General features: G+C 53.9%; 16 protein-coding genes, 3 tRNA genes and 2 rRNA genes. 18 read left to right on the top strand and 3 right to left on the bottom strand.

Going from position 1 to position 19365, the window contains the following annotated elements; genetic code table 11:
- The first annotated feature begins 8 nt into the window (after positions 1-8).
- The 5 genes from yajC to rpsP all read left to right on the top strand — a co-directional run bounded on the left by yajC (position 9) and on the right by rpsP (position 3300).
- Positions 9-377 (top strand): preprotein translocase subunit YajC, encoded by a 369-nt coding sequence (yajC, locus tag OQH67_RS02745; protein WP_251828204.1) that lies wholly within the window; start codon positions 9-11, stop codon positions 375-377.
- A 108-nt stretch (positions 378-485) separates the two neighbouring features.
- Complete coding sequence (locus OQH67_RS02740; RefSeq protein ID WP_215711605.1) at positions 486-1334, top strand: EF-hand domain-containing protein; 849 nt, start codon at positions 486-488, stop codon at positions 1332-1334.
- A gap of 13 nt (positions 1335-1347) precedes the next feature.
- Positions 1348-2247, top strand: coding sequence for a tyrosine recombinase XerC (locus tag OQH67_RS02735; RefSeq protein ID WP_215436985.1), 900 nt, complete (start codon positions 1348-1350; stop codon positions 2245-2247).
- An 18-nt stretch (positions 2248-2265) separates the two neighbouring features.
- Positions 2266-2889: a LysE family translocator gene (locus OQH67_RS02730; RefSeq protein WP_215436983.1), complete on the top strand. Its 624-nt coding sequence runs from the start codon at positions 2266-2268 to the stop codon at positions 2887-2889.
- Positions 2890-3057: 168 nt separating this feature from the next.
- A complete protein-coding gene (gene rpsP / locus OQH67_RS02725) occupies positions 3058-3300 on the top strand; it encodes a 30S ribosomal protein S16 (RefSeq protein WP_067570799.1) in 243 nt (80 codons plus the stop codon).
- 125 nt (positions 3301-3425) lie between these two features.
- Here the strand turns inward: rpsP and OQH67_RS02720 are convergent, their stop codons facing one another.
- Positions 3426-3974 carry a shikimate kinase gene (locus tag OQH67_RS02720; protein WP_215436981.1) on the bottom strand — a complete coding sequence of 183 codons (549 nt, stop codon included), beginning with the start codon at positions 3972-3974 and terminating at the stop codon, positions 3426-3428.
- 131 nt (positions 3975-4105) lie between these two features.
- On the opposite strand from OQH67_RS02720, the gene OQH67_RS02715 reads away from it, so the two are divergent.
- The 8 genes from OQH67_RS02715 (at position 4106) to OQH67_RS02680 (ending at position 9955) form a co-directional block, all read left to right on the top strand.
- Complete coding sequence (locus OQH67_RS02715) at positions 4106-5152, top strand: L-threonylcarbamoyladenylate synthase (RefSeq protein ID WP_215436979.1); 1047 nt, start codon at positions 4106-4108, stop codon at positions 5150-5152.
- Positions 5153-5207: 55 nt separating this feature from the next.
- Positions 5208-5552: a histidine triad nucleotide-binding protein gene (locus OQH67_RS02710; RefSeq protein ID WP_215436977.1), complete on the top strand. Its 345-nt coding sequence runs from the start codon at positions 5208-5210 to the stop codon at positions 5550-5552.
- Between the two features lie 116 nt (positions 5553-5668).
- Positions 5669-6160 (top strand): YceD family protein, encoded by a 492-nt coding sequence (locus OQH67_RS02705; protein WP_215436975.1) that lies wholly within the window; start codon positions 5669-5671, stop codon positions 6158-6160.
- Between the two features lie 23 nt (positions 6161-6183).
- The gene (gene rpmF, locus OQH67_RS02700; protein ID WP_215436972.1) at positions 6184-6375 is read left to right on the top strand and encodes a 50S ribosomal protein L32; all 192 of its coding nucleotides are present in this window, start codon (positions 6184-6186) and stop codon (positions 6373-6375) included.
- A gap of 147 nt (positions 6376-6522) precedes the next feature.
- Positions 6523-7572, top strand: a complete 1050-nt coding sequence (plsX, locus tag OQH67_RS02695; protein ID WP_215436969.1) for a phosphate acyltransferase PlsX — start codon at positions 6523-6525, stop codon at positions 7570-7572.
- A 6-nt stretch (positions 7573-7578) separates the two neighbouring features.
- Entirely contained in the window at positions 7579-9330 is a 1752-nt protein-coding gene (locus tag OQH67_RS02690) for an HD family phosphohydrolase (protein ID WP_215436966.1), read from the top strand.
- Positions 9314-9799, top strand: a complete 486-nt coding sequence (gene ybeY, locus OQH67_RS02685; RefSeq protein WP_215436963.1) for an rRNA maturation RNase YbeY — start codon at positions 9314-9316, stop codon at positions 9797-9799. Before OQH67_RS02690 ends, ybeY begins: the two co-directional genes overlap by 17 nt.
- A 79-nt stretch (positions 9800-9878) precedes the next feature.
- Positions 9879-9955, top strand: a tRNA-Arg gene (locus OQH67_RS02680).
- Here the strand turns inward: OQH67_RS02680 and OQH67_RS02675 are convergent.
- Entirely contained in the window at positions 9956-10660 is a 705-nt protein-coding gene (locus tag OQH67_RS02675) for a helix-turn-helix domain-containing protein (protein ID WP_215436957.1), read from the bottom strand. It lies immediately after the preceding tRNA gene.
- Between the two features lie 103 nt (positions 10661-10763).
- Positions 10764-11108, bottom strand: coding sequence for a helix-turn-helix domain-containing protein (locus OQH67_RS02670; protein WP_215436955.1), 345 nt, complete (start codon positions 11106-11108; stop codon positions 10764-10766).
- A 324-nt stretch (positions 11109-11432) separates the two neighbouring features.
- Here OQH67_RS02670 and OQH67_RS02665 point away from each other — a divergent pair, with 324 nt between their 5' ends.
- The 5 genes from OQH67_RS02665 (at position 11433) to OQH67_RS02645 (ending at position 19173) form a co-directional block, all read left to right on the top strand.
- Positions 11433-13625: a redoxin domain-containing protein gene (locus tag OQH67_RS02665; protein WP_215436953.1), complete on the top strand. Its 2193-nt coding sequence runs from the start codon at positions 11433-11435 to the stop codon at positions 13623-13625.
- 557 nt (positions 13626-14182) lie between these two features.
- Positions 14183-15694, top strand: a 16S ribosomal RNA gene (locus OQH67_RS02660).
- 174 nt (positions 15695-15868) lie between these two features.
- A tRNA-Ala gene (locus tag OQH67_RS02655) sits at positions 15869-15944 on the top strand.
- A gap of 106 nt (positions 15945-16050) precedes the next feature.
- Positions 16051-16127 (top strand) — tRNA-Ile (locus tag OQH67_RS02650).
- A gap of 210 nt (positions 16128-16337) precedes the next feature.
- Positions 16338-19173: ribosomal RNA gene (locus OQH67_RS02645) — 23S ribosomal RNA — on the top strand.
- The 16S and 23S rRNA genes sit together here with 2 tRNA genes alongside, the layout of an rRNA operon.
- The last annotated feature ends 192 nt before the right edge of the window (positions 19174-19365 follow it).

Raw genomic sequence — 19365 nt, 5'->3', positions numbered from 1 at the left:
GTATCTTTATGTTAGCACAGGCCCAGGATGGTGCGGCAGCTCCTGCCGCGCCCGTCACCACAGCCACGGAAAGCGTTCCCGCCGGTCAGCCGGCGCCGGAACAGCCGAATATTTTCGAGCAGATCTTCGGCGGTCCCATGTTCATGTTCGTGGTCATCATTATTCTGTTCTGGGTGATGCTGATCCGCCCGCAGAGAAAAGCCCAGAAGGAGCAGCAGGCGCGCATCGCATCCCTGCAGCGCGGGGACAAGGTGGTGACGAACGCGGGGCTCCACGGCTTTATTGAAAAGGTCAACGAACGCACTGTTTCCCTCAAGATTGCGGAAGGCGTGATCGTTGAACTGGAAAAGAACGCGATCGTTCACGTTGAGAAGTAATCGCCGCTTCCGCGTTTTCCGCATTTTCAGCATCCGCCTTGTGCCGCCCGCCGGCAGGGGGCGGATGTTTATTTTTGAAACCGTCTTTTCCAGGCGGGGTTAATAAGAATGACCATGAGATTGTTCCAGCCTTTCATCCTATCATGTGCCGCCGCGCTGGCGTGCGGTTTCCTGCCGCAGGCTGCGGCCCGGATTGAGGCTCCTGCCGCGGAGGAACGGAGAGCGGTTCCGCCTGTGCCCAAGCCCGGTTTGGAAAGCCTGCAGGTAACTCTGCTGATCCGCCAGATGGTGCTGGACGAGTATGACAGCACGGGAACGGGCGTCTTGTCCGAAGAGGACAAGGCCCGGCTGGTGAAGGATGCACGCGCCGCGCGCCAGGAGGCCCGGAGGAAATTCATGATGCAGTTTGACAAGGACGGAGACGGAAAACTTTCTCCTACGGAATACAAGGCGTTCCGGGAATATGTGGAAAAACTCCGCAGGGAACGCGGCAGGGACGGAGGACCGGACATGCGCCGTAAGGAAGGGCCTCCACCCCTTCCTCCGCCTCCCGGGATGGAACGGGCCGTACCCATGGTGGAAATCAGAACGCCGGGGAAAAAACGCTTCATGGTGGCGCCGGGCTTGTTTTTGCTGACCAGGAACATGCTGTTGAAAAAGTATGACGCCAATGGAAACGGACGCATTGATCCGGAGGAACATGCTCTTGTGATGAAAGATGCGGCCGCCCTGTACCAGGCCAGGCTGAAGGAAATGATGGACCTTTACGACTTGGACAAGGACGGTACGCTCAGCCCCATGGAAAGGGAACAGGCCCTTGCGAACAGCTACCGGGACAACCCTCTGTACTCTATGGAAGAGCCGGACGACATAGACCTGTTCATCAGGGCGAATATCAGCGAGGTTCTGCTGCTGGAGGCTCCTGTGAACGGAGAGCAGGAGGAAGAATCGGAATAACTCTGGTTTCGCCATGGAACAGCCGCTGGAACCGGAACGGGCCTTTCTCCAGTATTTGGAGGTGGAAAAACAGTCATCCCCGCATACGGTTGAGGTTTATGCCCGCGCCCTGCGCCAGTTCCGGACATGGGCGGGTGCTTCTTTCACGGCGTGGGAGGCCTGCACGGCTGAACAGATGAGGGACTGGCTGTTTCAGGAATTGAAGGATGAGGCTGCTACGGCGTCCATCCGCCTGCGTTTTGCCGCCCTGCGCAGTTTGTATCTGTTCATGATGCGGCGTTGCGGTCTGGAGGCCAGTCCGATGACGGGCGTTTCTCTGCCCAGAAAGAAAAAAAGCCTGCCCGTTTTCCTGACCATCAACCAGATGGTGGAATTGCTGGAATTGCCGTACAAGGTACCGGTGCCTCCCAACGCCCCGGCGTGGCTACCTTACCGGGATGCCGCCATTCTGGAACTCTTCTATTCCTGCGGCATGCGGTTGAGCGAACTTGTCGGCCTGGACGTCAACAGCGTGGACCACCGATTCCGCGGGGTGCGCGTGATGGGGAAGGGGCGCAAGGAGAGGATTCTGCCTGTGGGGGCTCCCGCTCTGTCCGCCTTGGAAACGTATGCTTCCATGGCCGGGCTGCCGAAGAATTCTCCCCTCTTCGTTTCCCGCATAGGCACCCGCCTCAGCGCCCGTGCCGTGCAGATGATGCTGGACAAATACGTAAAGCTTTCCTCCATCCCGTTCCCTATTTCCCCCCATAAAATCCGGCATACCTTCGCCACGCATATTCTGGATGCCGGGGCGGACCTGCGTTCCGTCCAGGAACTGCTGGGCCACGCTTCCCTGTCCACCACGCAGATATACACCCATGTGACGCGCGCCAGAATGGCGGAGGTTTACAGGCAGGCGCATCCCCGGGCATGACTTTCACTTTCCCCGTCCATGGAAGAACTCATCTTTGCAGGAATTCTGCTGCTTTCACAGGCTTCTCCCGGTCCCGACCAGGCTTTCGTCACCAGAAGCACGCTGGCGTACGGATTCGGAGCCGGGGTGATGGCCGCCCTGGGCATCGGCACGGGCGTTGTAGCGCATGCCGCGCTGGCGTGCACGGTGGGGGCTTCCGTTTTTCACAGTCCGCTGGGGCTGGCGCTTTTCTGCCTGGCTTCCTGCTGGATGCTGTATCTGGCCTGGAAAATATGGCCCCGCGGCGGTAAGTCTCCCGTTCCGGCAGACGGAAACATCCCCCCGGCCTCCTCCATTTACCGGGACGCCCTGCTGACTAATCTGATGAATCCCAAGGCCACCTTCTTCTTCGTGGCCTTGGCTGCCCCTTTGCTGGAAAAAAATCATTCCGTCTCCTATGCCTTCTTCATCGGCGTGCTCATCGTGGTTACGGGTACGGTGGGATGGATCCTCTGGGCACTCGTATTCCGCTGGCATCCCATCCGGATTTTTTATGACCGCCATGCCAACTGGGTGGACGCCGCGCTGTCCCTGGCACTTGCCGGATTCGGCATCAGCATGCTGTACTCCTTCGGGCGCATGGTCGTGGAAAGTTTTTCGTAATGAAGGGAAGAAGGGATGAAAAGGTTTTTTTGCCGGAAAACAACTCTGGTGTTGACAATGATCCCATTATATCGCATACATCTGCACCCGCAATGGGAAGCTGACCGTGCACGCATGCGAGCGACAAAACGCGGGAGTTCTCATTAACATCTTTTATTTAAAATTGATATGGCAGTAGCAATCAGACTCAACCGTCAGGGTTCCAAGGACCGTCCTTACTATAAAATCGTAGTTGTAGACAGCCGCGCTCGCCGCGACGGCCGTTACATCGAACAGGTAGGCACCTATGATCCCATGCAGGAAGGCGTCAACTACACCATCGACCTGGAAAAGGTTGACAAGTGGCTTTCCAACGGCGCCCAGCCGTCTGAAACGGTGAACTCCATGATCCGCAAGGCTCGCAAGGCCTGAGTCGCATAACCGTTCAGCTTTCCCTGAAGGCGTTCCTCCTGTGAGGATCGCCTTTTGTTGTTTCTTGCAAAAGGACGGAAAGCCCCTGGGGGAAGCAGCTCACGGAAAAGGAATATGCAGCCGTATCAGCGTGAACGGAACACCCGGGCGGATTCAAGGATGCCGAAGGTGATCTCGTGAATGTGGAGATTGGCCGTATCTATGGTGAGATGGGCCGTTTCCTGATAAAAGGGAAGACGTTCGTCCATAAGACGTGCAAGCACCCCCCTGGGGTCCGGAGCTTGCAGCAGGGGGCGGTTGGAACAGCGGGAAATGCGCTGGTACAGAGTATTCACATCCGTATGAAGCCAGACCACGAACCCCAGTTCCTTCAGCAGTTTCCGGTTCTCCGGGCGGATGGTGATGCCGCCGCCTGTGGAAATGATGCGGCTGTGCCTGCTGCCGGACTGCATTTGGCGCAGGACGCCGGTTTCCAGGTCACGGAAGTGGGATTCCCCGTGAATCTTGAAAATCTGCGGAATGCTCATGCCCGTCTGCTGCTCGATCAGTTGGTCCGTATCTGTAAAGCGCAGATTCGTTTCTCGATGCAATTCCTTCCCGATGGTCGTTTTGCCGCACCCCATCAGCCCGATCAGGATGATGTTAGGCAGGGGGGGGCGCACCGGGTCCTTCATACCCCAAGTGTAACCAATCCGCCCGCTTGAGAAAACAACTTTTTAGCCGTATGCCCTTTTCCGGTCCGTAGGAAGGGCAGGGGATGATGTCTGGCTTGACGCAGGAGCATCCTTCAGGCAAGGATAGGGTCATGCAAACCGACATATTCGAGGTGGATCCCCTGTCAGACAACCGCAAGCTGTATGTCCGCGCGGCTGAAGCGCTGGCGGCGGGTGCTCTGGTGGGGATTCCCACGGAAACCGTTTACGGCCTGGGGGCGGATGCCCTGAATCCCGATGCGGTGGCTAAAATTTTTGAAGTCAAGGGGCGCCCTTCTTTCGACCCGCTCATCATTCATGTGCATCATGGGAAAGAAATTGAGAAATACACGAATATTCCCGAAGAGCTTTGGGAACTGGTGCACACCCTGGCATCCAAATTCTGGCCGGGGCCTTTGACCATGGTTTTGCCGAAGGCTGACATCATTCCGGACATCGTCACCAGCGGACTGCCTACGGTAGCCGTGCGGGTAAGCGCTCATCCGGCGATGCGCGGAGTGGCCAAGGCTTTGGGAAGGCCTGTAGCGGCGCCCAGCGCCAACAGGTTTGGCCACATCAGCCCTACTTCCGCCTCCGCGGTGGAAAAGGAGCTGGGCGGCAGCATTGAAATGATCCTGGATGCCGGGGCCTGTTCCGAAGGGCTGGAAAGTACTATCGTGCGGCCCATAGTGGACGACAAGGGAAAGCCTGCCCTGGAATTGCTCCGAGAAGGTCCCGTCACCAGGGAACAGTTCAGGAACATGGTGAAGGTCATTCGCCGCAAGCCCTCTTCCTGTCCCGTGTCGGAAGCCGCCCCTGCGGATGCCCCCGGCCAGCTCGCCAGTCATTACGCGCCGCGCAAGCCCATGATTTTGCTGGAGCCCGGCATGGAGTTCACGCCTGTGGAGGGCGTGCGCTACGGCCTGCTTTCCTATGAGGGAACGTCCGATCTGGCCCAGGAGGGAAACTGGGCGGAGGTGGTGGCCATGAGCCCCGGCAGCGGCCGTCTGGCGGAAGCCGCCGTACGCCTGTTTGCCCTCATGAGGCAGATGGATGAAAACGGGGCCATTGATGTCATTGTGGCGGAACCCGTTCCGGAAGCGGGGCTGGGCCGTGCCATCATGGACCGCCTGCGCCGGGCCTCCGCCGCCAGGGAATAATCTGTTCAAGTTCCCTGCAAAATGATAAACAACCTGACGACTTCTTTTTGATGCCATGTCTTCCACGCTGTTTGAAAAAATTTGTGCCGGGGAAATTCCTGCGGACATTGTCTATCAGGACGATCAGTGCGTCTGCTTCCGGGACATCGGTCCACAGGCTCCCACGCATCTGCTGCTCGTTCCCCGCAAGCCCATTCCGCGTCTGTCCCTGGCCGATGAAGGGGATGCCGCCCTCTTGGGCCACATGATGCTGGCCGCAGGCAAAATTGCCCGCAGCCTGGGTATTGATGAATCCGGCTTTCGTCTCGTTATCAATAACGGCCCCGATGCCGGAGAGGCCGTCCCGCATCTGCACATGCACATCCTGGCCGGGAGGAAGCTGGAATGGCCTCCCGGCTAGGCCGCAGCGGCTTTCCGTTCTTCCGGCTGCCGGCGCGCGTGTCATTCCTGCTTCTGCGGATGCGGGTGCCGCCCTGTCTGCTTGTCAGGCGCGGAATCAGCCTGTAAGATGCATTTATGAAAAGATTGCTGGTAGAGCTTGAGAATTTGCCGGAAGCGGGGAAAAAATACAGCGGGGAGCTGGATTCGGAAATCTTCGGCATAGATGATGAAGAAGTCACGTCCATCGGGCCGCTTGCCTTTGACTTGCAGGTTCAGAGGTTTGAAAATGAACTGTTCGTGAGAGGAAAAATTTCCGCTCCCTTCAAATTCCGTTGTGTCCGCTGCCTGGGCCGCTTTGACTACGTGGTGGAAGTGGAGGATTTTGCGTCTTCTTTTGAAATTGACAATCAAACGGTTGTGGATGTGTCTGATGCCATGAGGGAAGAAATCGTGCTGGACTTTCCCGCATACCCGAAATGTGCGGACGGCGGCATGGAAAACGACTGTATGGCGAAAACTCCGTATTTTGGAGTGGACAAACAGGGGCAAACGGGTGTAAACAGTCCTGCCCCGATTGAAAACAGCGGCGTGTGGGACGCCCTCGATGAACTGGGGGACCAGCATTAATCACCTTTTTACCAACTAAAATTATGGCAGCACCAAAACGCAGAACGTCCAAGATGAAGCAGCGTACCCGCCTTGCCGCCCAGGCATGGCGTGCTCCGAAGCTTCGCAAATGCCAGAATTGCGGCAGCAGCATCCCCGGTCATACCGCTTGCCCGAGTTGCGGCACCTACACGACCCGCTCCGGCAAGGAAATCGTGGTGAAGGCGGAAGTCTGAGCCTGCGATCCTGAACAACTTTGAAAAATTTTCCGCCGTACCGCGGCGTAATAATTTTGAACCCTCGGCCGCTTTTGCTTCGCAAAGCGGCTGAACTTGCTTGAAGCGGAGTGTTTTTCTGCTAACATATTTCTTCAACAAATACGTATGAAGATTGCACTGGATGTGATGGGCGGCGACAATGCGCCCGATATTAACATGGACGGGGCGAAACGGACCCTGCAGGACTTCCCCCTCATTGAAAAAATTTATCTCGTAGGCAGGGAGGATGTGGTGCGCAATTCCTGCGATCGCTGGGGCCTGTCCGGCCCGCGTGTGGAGATCGTGCCCGCGGCGGAAGTAGTGGAAATGAATGAATCCGGTCTGATGGCCGTCCGGCAGAAGAAAAACTCTTCCATGTCCGTCTCCGTGGATCTTGTCAAATCAGGGGATGCGGACGCTGTTGTCAGTGCCGGCAACACGGGAGCGGCCGTAGCGGCCGCCACCATTAAGCTCCGCCTGCTCAACGGAGTGGAACGCGCCGGAATCGTGACGCAGCTTCCCAATGAATTCGGAGTCTGCAATGTGACGGACACCGGCGCCAACCCGGATGCCAAGCCCCGGCATCTGGTGGGATATGCCGTTATGGCCGGCATTCTGGCACGCACCGTTTATGGCAAGCCCGTGCCGAAAGTGGGTATCATGAGCAACGGGTCCGAGGACGAAAAAGGAACGGATTTCACCAAAGGCACTTTTGCATTGCTGAAGCATCTGGAGGAGCGCGGCGTGCTCCCCTTTGAATTTGTGGGCAATGTGGAAGGCCACGATCTCTTTGAGCACGAAATAGACGTAGTGCTGACGGACGGATTTACCGGCAATGTTCTGCTGAAAACCTGTGAAGCCACGGCCAAGGCATTTGGCAAATGGCTTAAAATGGAACTCCAGGCGAATCCCCTCCGGATGATGGGAGCGGCCTGTGCGTCCGGTGCGTTCCGGGCCATGAAGACGCGCCTCTCTGCGGATGCCGTAGGCGGCAGCCCCCTGCTGGGAGTGAAGGGCGTCACCATCATCGCGCACGGCAGTTCCTCCCCCGTAGCCATCCGCAATGCCTTGCGCGTTTCCATGGAAATGGTGCATACGGGTGTCAATCCCCTCATTGAAGAGGAGATGGCCAAACTGGGTACCATTCCGGAAATCTCGGAAGTGTACCCCAAATAATCAATCATGTTTCATCTTTTGAAAAAACACGCCGCGGCGGAAGAAGGCAAGGGACCGGAAACGGTTGTCGGAGTTCAGCATACCCCGGGCGACCGCCTGGATTCCAATCCTGTGGTTTCCGTTGCCTTGTGCATCCTGGTTTTCATCATCCTGCAATGGATGGGCAGTTACAGCCCGCACTGGGGCAAGTCCGTATGGCATCATGTCTCCGAGGCCTTCCTGCTCTTCTCCGTGACACTGGCGCTGATGCCGATGTACTGGCTCTGCGCCGGTTCCCAGCGCAAAAAAAACAAAACCTTTGTAGTTACCTGGGGCACTGTTCTGGTGCAATTGCTCTTCTTCGGCCTTATTCGCCACGTGACGGCGGACATTACGTCGGATATCGGCAACGAGCTTCTCTACCTGCCTTACATGATGGCTCCTCTGATCGTGACGGTGCTTCTGGGGCCGCTGCTGGGGATGTTTGCCACCATCTGCATCTGCATGCTCGGCGGCTTCTTCGTGCTTCCTGAGCAATACATGCCGGAAAAGCAGGTCCAGTTCTGGATTTTGAGCTCCCTGTCCGGCATGCTCACGGTGCTTCTTACGCACAACCTCAGAAATCGTGCCCAATTGTTGCGGGCGGGATTCTTCGTGGGGCTGCTCATCATGGTGCTGAGCTGCATCATGGGAGTCGTCAATCTCCAGGCGTGGGACTCCGACCTGGTGGGAGTGCTGCTATGCGTAGCGGTATCCTTCGGCATCAGCATGCTCACCAGCGTACTGATCAGCGGGGTACTTCCCATCATCGAGGGCGTCTTTAAAATCATCACTCCCATCTCCTGGCTGGAAATGGCGGACATGAACCGTCCCCTCATGAAGCGTCTGCAAATGGAGGCGCCGGGAACCTTCCACCATTGCCTGATGGTTGCCCAGCTTGCGGAAGCTGCGGCCGAGGCCATCGGCGCCAATCCCATCGAATGCCGGGTGGCGGCCTACTACCATGACATCGGCAAGGTGCAGAATCCCCTTTATTTCATTGAAAACATCATGGACGGCCCCAATCCCCATGATGAACTCACGCCCAGCATGAGCGCCCGCATCATCATTGACCATGTCAGCGACGGCGTGGAAATGGCCAGGGCCAACAACCTGCCGCGGCCTCTGGTGGATGCCATCGAACAGCACCACGGCACATCCCTGGCATACTTCTTCTACCGGAAAGCCCTTCAATACCGTGATGAAATCCTGAGCAGGGTGGAAAGCGGTCTGGCTTCCCCGGATGATGTTCCGGAAGTGGTGGAATCCAACTTCCGCTACAAGGGGCCGAATCCGCAGAGCAAGGAGACGGGCATCGTCAGCCTGGCGGACATTGTGGAAAGCGCTACGCGTTCCATGGGCAGGGTTTCCTGCGAGGAAATGCAGAAAAAGGTGGATGAATTGCTCAAGCAAAGAGTGGTGGACGGTCATTTGGATGACAGCGGACTCACCTTTGGAGACCTCAAGAAAATCCGGAACAGTTTTATTCAAACGCTGAAAAGCATCCATCACAACCGCATTGCGTATCCTTCCCCAGCCCACAGTCCGGAAGCAAAAATAGAAAAAAACGCGGAAGCGTCCGAGCAGGAAAATAGCGGGAAGCAGGAAGGAAAGGCGCAGGACGGCAAATCCTCTCCCGGCATTATGGAACTGCCGGATGACGCTTCCGGCGGGAAAAATGCAGGAAAACCGGAAGAAGAAAATCCGGAGGGAGAGGAAAAGGATGAAACCGCATCTTGAACTTTACAGCCATTTGGAGGAAGGGCGCATTCCGTCTGCCGTCATGGGATCCCTGTCTTTGGCCGTGAATAACTGCCTGCCTGCCGTACTGGCCTTGCCCGAAGGCCCTGTTCCCGTCCTCTCCGGTCTGGAGGAAGTGGAAATAAGTATCGTGGATGATGACTCCATCCGGGATGTGCATGCCCGTTTTCTGGATGATCCCTCTGAAACGGACGTTATCACCTTCCCTCATGGAGACGGATTGGGGGAAATCGTCGTCAGCTATGATACCGCCGTTCGCCAGGCGGTGGAATACAACGAACCCGTTTGCCGGGAACTCTTCCGGTACATGGTGCATGGCCTGTTGCATCTGCACGGTTACATCGACACGGAGCCAGAGGAAAGAGAGCGGATGTTCTCCCATCAGGAACCTCTGGTGGGAAAATTCGGACAGGAACTTGCGGGCATGTCTTTTCCGGATAATGCCTGAACGGTAGCCGGAACGCCGTTTTTTACAGATACGGGCTTGCCAAGCCGAGAGCATCTTTGCTACTCTCCTTCCACGCCATGCGTCCATAGCTCAGTTGGATAGAGCAACTGCCTTCTAAGCAGTGGGTCACTGGTTCGAATCCAGTTGGACGTGCCATTATGAACCTCGTAAGCCGCAAGCTTGCGGGGTTTGCCTTTTATGGAGCATGCCCGCGTTCTGTCTCCCTGCAGGAAAAGGTCTTTCAGCCGTTTGAGGGCAATTTCCCGGAATGCTGGGAGAGGCCGGCACGAATTCGGGGCGGCTGTGTTCGTCCTGTAAAAGCGTGTGGATACACAATTCCAGAATCTTGTACATGCCGTACGTGTTCAAGTCTATGCTGGGATGAAGTTTCTGGAATTTATGGATGATGGACATCTCCGCCTCGGAAAAATTGACGGAAAACGCATGCGGGGGCATAGGTCGTGAAACATTTTCCTGCATCAGCTTCTCAATAAACAGGGACTGCGTGGCTGGAATTCTTCCGCGGGCTGAAAACCAGGTATGCACGGTCCGAACGGAAACCCGGCATTGTTTCGCCAGCCACTGCCGCGTTTTACCATGAGCTTTGAGCCACTCCTTGACTTTGAGGCGTTCGGGGTCGTTTCTATCCGGAAAAGACGGCAGGCGCAAATCGGGCTCAGACATCAGCGCTGGAATAATCCGGGCGAGCGCTCTTTTGGTATTATCGGATATTTTGCGTACGCTCATCTGGGCGTAAAACGTCTGAGGGCGGATTCCTATTTTCCCGGCCAGTTGATAGGACTTACAATGCTGGCATTGAAGCCATTCTCTGACTGTGGCGCGTATTTCGTCGTCTGACATGAAATTACTGGGGATTTGGTAATTGCGTGCAGGTTGGGCACTGAATATTCAGCTCTCCATTCTTCCTTTCCATATGATTGGGTTGAGCGTCCGGGCCGGCTTCCTACCTTTTGCACTTGATGTTGGAAAGTGCGTCCAAAGCTTCACTGGCCCATTCCGGGACGGTTAATCCATGTCTTTCCGCTTCCGATCTGAACTTTTCATATCGCTGTGGAGTTACCGGAACATGGATGCTGTTTGGATTTTTGATCTGAGCTGCACGAGCGTGTTTGGCGTACTCTTCCTTCATGATTCTGGCAATGAGGCGTTGTCGTGCAGCAGGGATGGGTACGGTGGATAGCCACTTGTCAACCTGACTTTTGCTTACGCCGCAAAGATCGGCGAATTCATCCCTAGTCATTTTTGTGAGGGTCAGAAACTTCCTGATGCTGGACTTCATATCATCCATGCGCGCATTTTTCGCATTCAGAAAAATCTGGCAAGACCTTTCTAATGTGTTTTCTCTTTTGGAAAATAATATTGTCTTTGATTATCCTAAAAGGTAAATTTTTTTTCTTAAAACCAATGAAATTCAAAAAAATGTGGATGCGGGGAATTGACATTTTCTGCCCTCAGGGGAAAAAGCTCATACTTAGCATTTTTTCTCTTCTCCAGTACTCCGGCGCCGCATGAATTTTCCTGCCGCGGGGAGAAATGAATCTTGTTTTGCCATCCGACTGGAAATCCTCTTCTATAATCTTGACGCGGCTGGTTCCGGGAGTATGGTTTTACCATGTTGAATTTTAATCTGCTTGTTTTGGGCTGTTCCGCAGTTTTTGCGATGACTGCGGGTATGCCTTCAATGGCTGGCTCTTCTGAAAAAAAAGAAGATAAAACTGCCGCCGCGGGGGAAGCTTTGCCTGAAATGTTTCTGGATGGAATTCCGGAGGTGTGGCTCCAAGGTGATCCCGTGAAAAAATGGGAAAAGGACAAAGTGTATATTTTTGAATTCTGGGCAACCTGGTGCGGTCCCTGTCTTGCTGCCATGCCTCATATGGAACATCTGCACCAGGTACTCAAGGAAAATCCAAACCTGCAGATCATCGGGGTAAACGTGATGGATCGCAAATCTCCGGAAAACCTGAAGGAATTTCTGAAAAACAGGCCGACTCCCCTCACTTATACCATGGCCGTGGACGTGGATGGAAAGCGCACCAAGGCAAAATGGCTGGATCCTCTGGAAGTAAATGGAATTCCACATGTTTTTGCCATTAAAAACGGAAAACTCATCTGGCGGGGACATCCCTTAAAGCTTTCGGAAGAAATGCTGACGGCTATGTTGAAGCCGGACTTCTCAGTGGCCTCCCTGCCGGTCGAAACAGCGGATGCGAGAGACAAGGAAAACAAGATTTTCCTGCAGACGAGGCAGATGGTCAACCAGCTTGTCCAAAAAAATGGCAGACAGGGAGCTGCTCCCCTTTTAAAGCAGATTCAGGAATCGAATCAATTTTCACAGGACAGGCTGATTTATTTGAAAACCATACCTTTCAATGTTCTGCTGCAACAGGGAAAATATGATGAAGCACAATTGGTCCTGAATGACCTGACGGAAGAATATTCAGATAATTACCGTGTGCAGATCAATGTGGCCGGTAGCTTGCTGCAAGCAGACACCATGCCGTCTGATAAACTGGATGCCGCGCTGGTAGAACGGTGCTTGCGCCGCTGCATTGAAATCTCGAAAAAGGGAAACAAGGAGGCATCTCTTCCGTGGCGCATGATGGCGGAATTACGGGAAAAGCAGGGCAAGAGAAAGGAGGCTCTGGAGTATATGGAAAAAGCCATTACGCTTTCATCTTTGGGAAAAGCATGGGCAAAGTTGCAGGAACAGACGGGAGATAAGGAAACGCTCCAGTCCTTGCTGGACCGTGCGACGGAGGGGATCAGGCCGCAACCGCCCCGTAAGATGCAGGAAATAGAAGCGGTTCAGGAAGATTCCTTTTATACGCCTCTCTTGAAAAAGCAAACCTGGTTCAGTCATCCGGGCCTGGCGGGGCTTCCTGCCGGGAAAACTGTTTTTATTGACTTCTGGCGAGCCTTTTCGAAGGATGGAAAGCTGGTAGGGGATATTCCCGCCAATACGCTGGACATTGTCTTGAAGAAATACGGGCTTTTGGATCACCCTAATGTCAAAGTACTGGTACTGTCGGTGAGGCCTTTGAACAAAGAACAAGTGAAGGAGTGCCTGGAACGTCCCGGCATGTGGTCTCCCTATCCTGTTGGGGTTCCTTCCGATGACTCTGTAATGGACCTTTTTAACTCTCTTAAACTTCAATACTTTCCGTCGTCTGCCGCCATTCGTGACGGTGTGGTTGTATGGGCTGGAGAAATCAAGAGAATGCCTTCCTGGGTAGCGGACTTGGCGGCCAGGGATACGCTTGACAAAGATAAACTGACTGAAGAGCTTGCCAAACGCCAGGCATACGACCAGGAGCTTGAGGGTGTGTACAAAAAGTCCTTTGAGCTCCGCAAACAGAAAAAATATGAGGATTACATCAAATTGCTGGAAGAAAATGCAGAGCGTTTTTCCGACAATCCCTCCTTCTCTTCCACAGTAGCTGAAATGCGTGCCGGACAGGCAGTCAAGGAAAAGGATTACCGTAAGGCGGTTGATATTCTGGACAAGATGCTTTCGCGCTTTCCCCAGGAAGACGCCCTGGCCTCCTACATGTTGAAAGTCTATAGAAGTTCGGATGAAATGCAGGAAAACAGTTATGATGCCTCCCGGCGTGCCTTGCAAATCATGCGGGATGCCAATACTCGCGGCGATGGCGGCTACAATGCCGCTTGTTATCAAGTCATGATGGAAATGGCCATGGAGAAAAAAGACTACGTACAGGCAAAAGAGGATGCCCTGAAAGCATTCCACGAATTGCCGCTGGTCCATCAATATGCCGCCATGAAGAAAAAACAGAAGGAAGCTTAAGCCTGCCGAAATATTCTGCCCCCTTTCCTTGTGAAAGGGGGCTTTTTTGTGGAAAAATACGATTTTTTAAAATGCCTATAATCAATGAGTTTTAAAATTGTAGAAAAAATCTGTCGAAAAATAGCCAAACGATATTGACAAATAAGTATGTTTTGGTAGACTTCTCGGCACGCCAACACGGCGGCAGCACGAAAGGCCAACGGCCCTGAGGGACCCGGAGAGGGGATCGATGGGAAGGGAAGCCGGCCGTCTGCAGGAAGCTTTTTTAGATAGAGAGCGCCGATAAGAAGATTTTCAAGGGAATGACTACCGAACCCTACGCAGGGCCGTCCTTTGAGCGATGAGAATCGCCCGGAGGAGTACCGGCTTGAAGGAGCGACCTAGCTCTGAGAGGGTAGGGTTGGTAGAAGCAAGGGAAGGAAAAAAGGTCGTGACGCGCGCCGTGCTGGTATAAGCGAAGAGGCATGAGGGAGACAAACCCGAGTGAAGAGCTTGCGAAGCATGGCGCAAATGAAATCGAGAGATTCCATTTGGTCCAGCAATTTCAAAAATTATATTTGATGGAGAGTTTGATTCTGGCTCAGAACGAACGCTGGCGGCGTGGATAAGACATGCAAGTCGAACGGGAGAATTGCTAGCTTGCTAATAATTCTCTAGTGGCGCACGGGTGAGTAACACGTGAGTAACCTGCCTCTTAGTGGGGGATAGCCCTGGGAAACCGGGATTAATACCGCATACGATTGAAAGATCAAAGCAGCAATGCGCTAGGAGATGGGCTCGCGGCCTATTAGTTAGTTGGTGAGGTAACGGCTCACCAAGGCGATGACGGGTAGCCGGTCTGAGAGGATGTCCGGCCACACTGGAACTGAGACACGGTCCAGACACCTACGGGTGGCAGCAGTCGAGAATCATTCACAATGGGGGCAACCCTGATGGTGCGACGCCGCGTGGGGGAATGAAGGTCTTCGGATTGTAAACCCCTGTCATGTGGGAGCAAATTAAAAAGATAGTACCACAAGAGGAAGAGACGGCTAACTCTGTGCCAGCAGCCGCGGTAATACAGAGGTCTCAAGCGTTGTTCGGAATCACTGGGCGTAAAGCGTGCGTAGGCTGTTTCGTAAGTCGTGTGTGAAAGGCAGGGGCTCAACCCCTGGATTGCACATGATACTGCGAGACTAGAGTAATGGAGGGGGAACCGGAATTCTCGGTGTAGCAGTGAAATGCGTAGATATCGAGAGGAACACTCGTGGCGAAGGCGGGTTCCTGGACATTAACTGACGCTGAGGCACGAAGGCCAGGGGAGCGAAAGGGATTAGATACCCCTGTAGTCCTGGCAGTAAACGGTGCACGCTTGGTGTGCGGGGAATCGACCCCCTGCGTGCCGGAGCTAACGCGTTAAGCGTGCCGCCTGGGGAGTACGGTCGCAAGATTAAAACTCAAAGAAATTGACGGGGACCCGCACAAGCGGTGGAGTATGTGGCTTAATTCGATGCAACGCGAAGAACCTTACCTGGGCTTGACATGTAATGAACAACATGTGAAAGCATGCGACTCTTCGGAGGCGTTACACAGGTGCTGCATGGCCGTCGTCAGCTCGTGTCGTGAGATGTTTGGTTAAGTCCAGCAACGAGCGCAACCCCTGTTGCCAGTTACCATCGAGTAATGTCGGGGACTCTGGCGAGACTGCCCAGATCAACTGGGAGGAAGGTGGGGACGACGTCAGGTCAGTATGGCCCTTATGCCCAGGGCTGCACACGTACTACAATGCCCAGTACAGAGGGGGCCGAAGCCGCGAGGCGGAGGAAATCCTGAAAACTGGGCCCAGTTCGGACTGTAGGCTGCAACCCGCCTACACGAAGCCGGAATCGCTAGTAATGGCGCATCAGCTACGGCGCCGTGAATACGTTCCCGGGTCTTGTACACACCGCCCGTCACATCATGGAAGCCGGTCGCACCCGAAGTATCTGAAGCCAACCGCAAGGAGGCAGGGTCCTAAGGTGAGACTGGTAACTGGGATGAAGTCGTAACAAGGTAGCCGTAGGGGAACCTGCGGCTGGATCACCTCCTTTCTATGGAGTAAGTGCAGCATTGACTGCATAGGTCGGCTCTCGTCCCGAGGGATGAGAAAGCGTATCTCGCGAGGGAGCGCAACGAACTACAACAAGATGTGTAAAGCAGGCTCGCCTTTGAGCGGAGCCGGTACGACGTGCGTCACGGCCTTTTTTTCAGAAAGAACCGCAACTGGGGGTATAGCTCAGTTGGTAGAGCGCCAGCTTTGCAAGCTGGATGTCCGGGGTTCGAGTCCCCGTGCCTCCACCAGTTTCGGTAAGCGGGTTGAAAGAGGAAAAGAACTGTTAACTATTAACCATTACTTGTTAACTATTAACTGTTACCTATTCCCTATCAACTGCAAGAGACCCAAGCCGGGCCTGTAGCTCAGTTGGTTAGAGCACGCGCTTGATAAGCGCGGGGTCACAGGTTCAAGTCCTGTCAGGCCCACCAAGAAATTGCTTATTGGAAGGAAGACGAAAATTGACATCTGCGTGGCAAAGAAAACGATTGCTGAGAAGCAATCGCTTTCCAACAAGTGGGTAGTTGAATAACAACAACTACAACAACACAAAAACATGCATACCAAGATAAAAAGACAATACAGTAAGTCACGAAAGGGCTTTGTGGTATTGTAGGAGTGGTAAAAAACTTTTGCAATATGATGAAGTAAGTAAGGGCGTACGGTGAATGCCTTGGTGCCAACAGGCGAAGAAGGACGCGGCAAGCTGCGAAAAACCTCGGGAAGCTGCAAGCAAGCGATGATCCGGGGGTGTCCGAATGGGGTAACCTGACTGGGGTAATACCTGGTCGTTCATACCTGAATACATAGGGTATGAAACGCAATACCCGCTGAAGTGAAACATCTCAGTAAGCGGAGGAAAAGAAAGAGAAATCGATTCCGTAAGTAGTGGCGAGCGAAAGCGGATGGAGCCCAAACCGAAGGTACTCCTTCGGGGTTGTAGGACCACGACATATTCGACCATAGTGGATAGTAGAACAGTCTGGAAAGGCTGGCCATAGAAGGTGAAAGCCCTGTAGACGAAATCCAGAGTGGGAATTAGTGGTATCCTGAGTAATACATCACACGTGGAACGATGTATGAATCAGCGCGGACCACCGCGCAAGGCTAAATACTAGTTGGCGACCGATAGTGAACAAGTACCGCGAGGGAAAGGTGAAAAGAACCGCTGTGAGCGGAGTGAAATAGAACCTGAAACCGTATGTCTACAAAGTGTCAGAGCAGAGCAATCTGCGATGGCGTGCCTTTTGTTTAATGAGTCTGCGAGTCAGTGTTTGTGGCAAGACTAAGGGCTTCCGGCCCGGAGTCGCAGCGAAAGCAAGTCCGAATAGGGCGCATTAAGTCGCAGGTACTGGACCCGAAGCGGAGGTGACCTACCCTTGGCCAGGTTGAAGCATGGGTAAAACCATGTGGAGGACCGAACAGGTGAACGTTGAAAAGTTCTCTGATGAGCTGAGGGTAGGAGTGAAAGGCTAATCAAACCCCGTGATAGCTGGTTCTCTTCGAAATGCATTTAGGTGCAGCGTCACGTGCTGATGCGCGGGGGTAGAGCACTGACAAGGCTAGGGGGCACACCCGCTTACCAAACCTTATCAAACTCCGAATACCGTGCAATGGAACGTGGCAGTGAGACAGTGGGGGATAAGCTTCATTGTCGAGAGGGAAACAACCCAGACCAGCAGCTAAGGTGCCTAAATAACGCTGAGTGGAAAGGATGTGGGATTACACAGACAGTGAGGATGTTGGCTTAGAAGCAGCCACCATTTAAAAAATGCGTAATAGCTTACTCATCGAGTGATCCTGCGCCGAAAATGATTGGCGATCAAGCGTTATACCGAAGCTCTGGACTTTGCCGCAAGGCAGAGTGGTAGAAGAGCGTTGCATGCGCATTGAAGGGTGATGGCGACTGACCCTGGAGCGCATGCAAGTGAGTATGCAGACATGAGTAACGTAAAGCCGGGTGAAATCCCCGGCCGCCGTAAACCCGAGGTTTCCAGGGCAACGTGTTTCGTCCCTGGGTTAGCCGGGACCTAAGCCGAGGCCGAGAGGCGTAGGCGATGGATATCAGGTTAATAATCCTGAGCTCGCGACCCTTAAACTGGGGGGACGCATGAGAAGAGATGACCAGGTTATTGAATTCCGAGCTGGGTCCACGGACCCAGCGCATCATCAAATCGAGTGCCAAGAAAAGCCCCAGCGTATGCTAAGCGACCCGTACCGCAAACCGACACAGGTGGGTGGGTAGAATATACCAAGGCGTAAGAGTGAAACCTGGTTAAGGAACTCGGCAAATTAGCCCCGTAACTTCGGAAGAAGGGGTGCCTGCAGCGATGCAGGCCGCAGAGAAATGGCCCAACCGACTGTTTATCAAAAACACAGCACTCTGCAAAGACGCAAGTCGAAGTATAGGGTGTGACACGTGACCAATGCCGAAAGATTAAGGCAAGGGGTTAGCCGCAAGGCGAAGCTCTGAACCCAAGTCCCGGTGAATGTCGGCCGTAACTATAACGGTCCTAAGGTAGCGAAATTCCTTGTCGGGTAAGTTCCGACCTGCACGAATCGTGAAACGAGTTGGGCACTGTCTCAACCAGGCGCTCAGTGAAATTGTAGTGGCGGTGAAGATGCCGCCTACCCGCAGAAGGACGGAAAGACCCTATAGACCTTAACTGTAAGCTGTCATTGTTTCTTCGGTTTTAATGCTCAGAGTAAGTGGGAGACGCTGAAGATGCCCTTTAGGGGGCATCCGAGTCATCAATGAGACACCACCCTTTGAAACTGGAGGATCTAACCCTGAGCCGTGAATCCGGCCAGAGGACCGTGTCAGCCGGTCAGTTTTACTGGGGCGGTATCCTCCCAAAGAGTAACGGAGGAGCGCGAAGGTGGGCTCAGCCCGGTTGGCAACCGGGTGTCGAGTGCATGGGCATAAGCCCGCCTAACTGTGAGACCAACAAGTCGAGCAGATGCGAAAGCAGGCCCAAGTGATCCGGCGGTAGAAAGTGGAATTGCCGTCGCTCAACGGATAAAAGGTACCTTAGGGATAACAGGCTGATCACGCCCAAGAGTTCATATCGACGGCGTGGTTTGGCACCTCGATGTCGGCTCGTCGCATCCTGGGGCTGGAGAAGGTCCCAAGGGTCCGGCTGTTCGCCGGTTAAAGCGGCACGCGAGCTGGGTTCAGAACGTCGCGAGACAGTTCGGTCCTCTATCCTCTGTGGGCGTTGGAAAATTGAGGGGTTCAGACCTTAGTACGAGAGGACCGGGTCTGACGCACCACTGGTGCATCGGTTGTACTGTCAAGTGCATGGCCGAGTAGCTAAGTGCGGAAGGGATAAGCGCTGAAAGCATCTAAGCGCCAAGCCCATCCCAAGATGAGTTTTCCCTATAGGTTCGTGGAAGACCACCACGTCGATAGGTCGCAGGTGTAAGTGCAGCAATGTATTGAGCCAAGCGATACTAATCACCGATAGACTTCATCATATTACATCACACTCCCAATCGTGAATACAACTTACCAAATGTCCTATTCACCATATGCATGAAATAACACCACCAGCCACGCAGATGTCAGTTTACGCTGACCCCCTTCCCAATAACACATTCACCTTAAACAGGAAGAAAATCTCCTTGCCACACAACAAACACTAAAAAAATCCCCCCCAAAAAAGCACC

It is taken from the genome of Akkermansia biwaensis (assembly GCF_026072915.1).
Taxonomy (GTDB): domain Bacteria; phylum Verrucomicrobiota; class Verrucomicrobiia; order Verrucomicrobiales; family Akkermansiaceae; genus Akkermansia; species Akkermansia biwaensis.
This window is presented reverse-complemented; position numbering and strand designations above follow the sequence as displayed.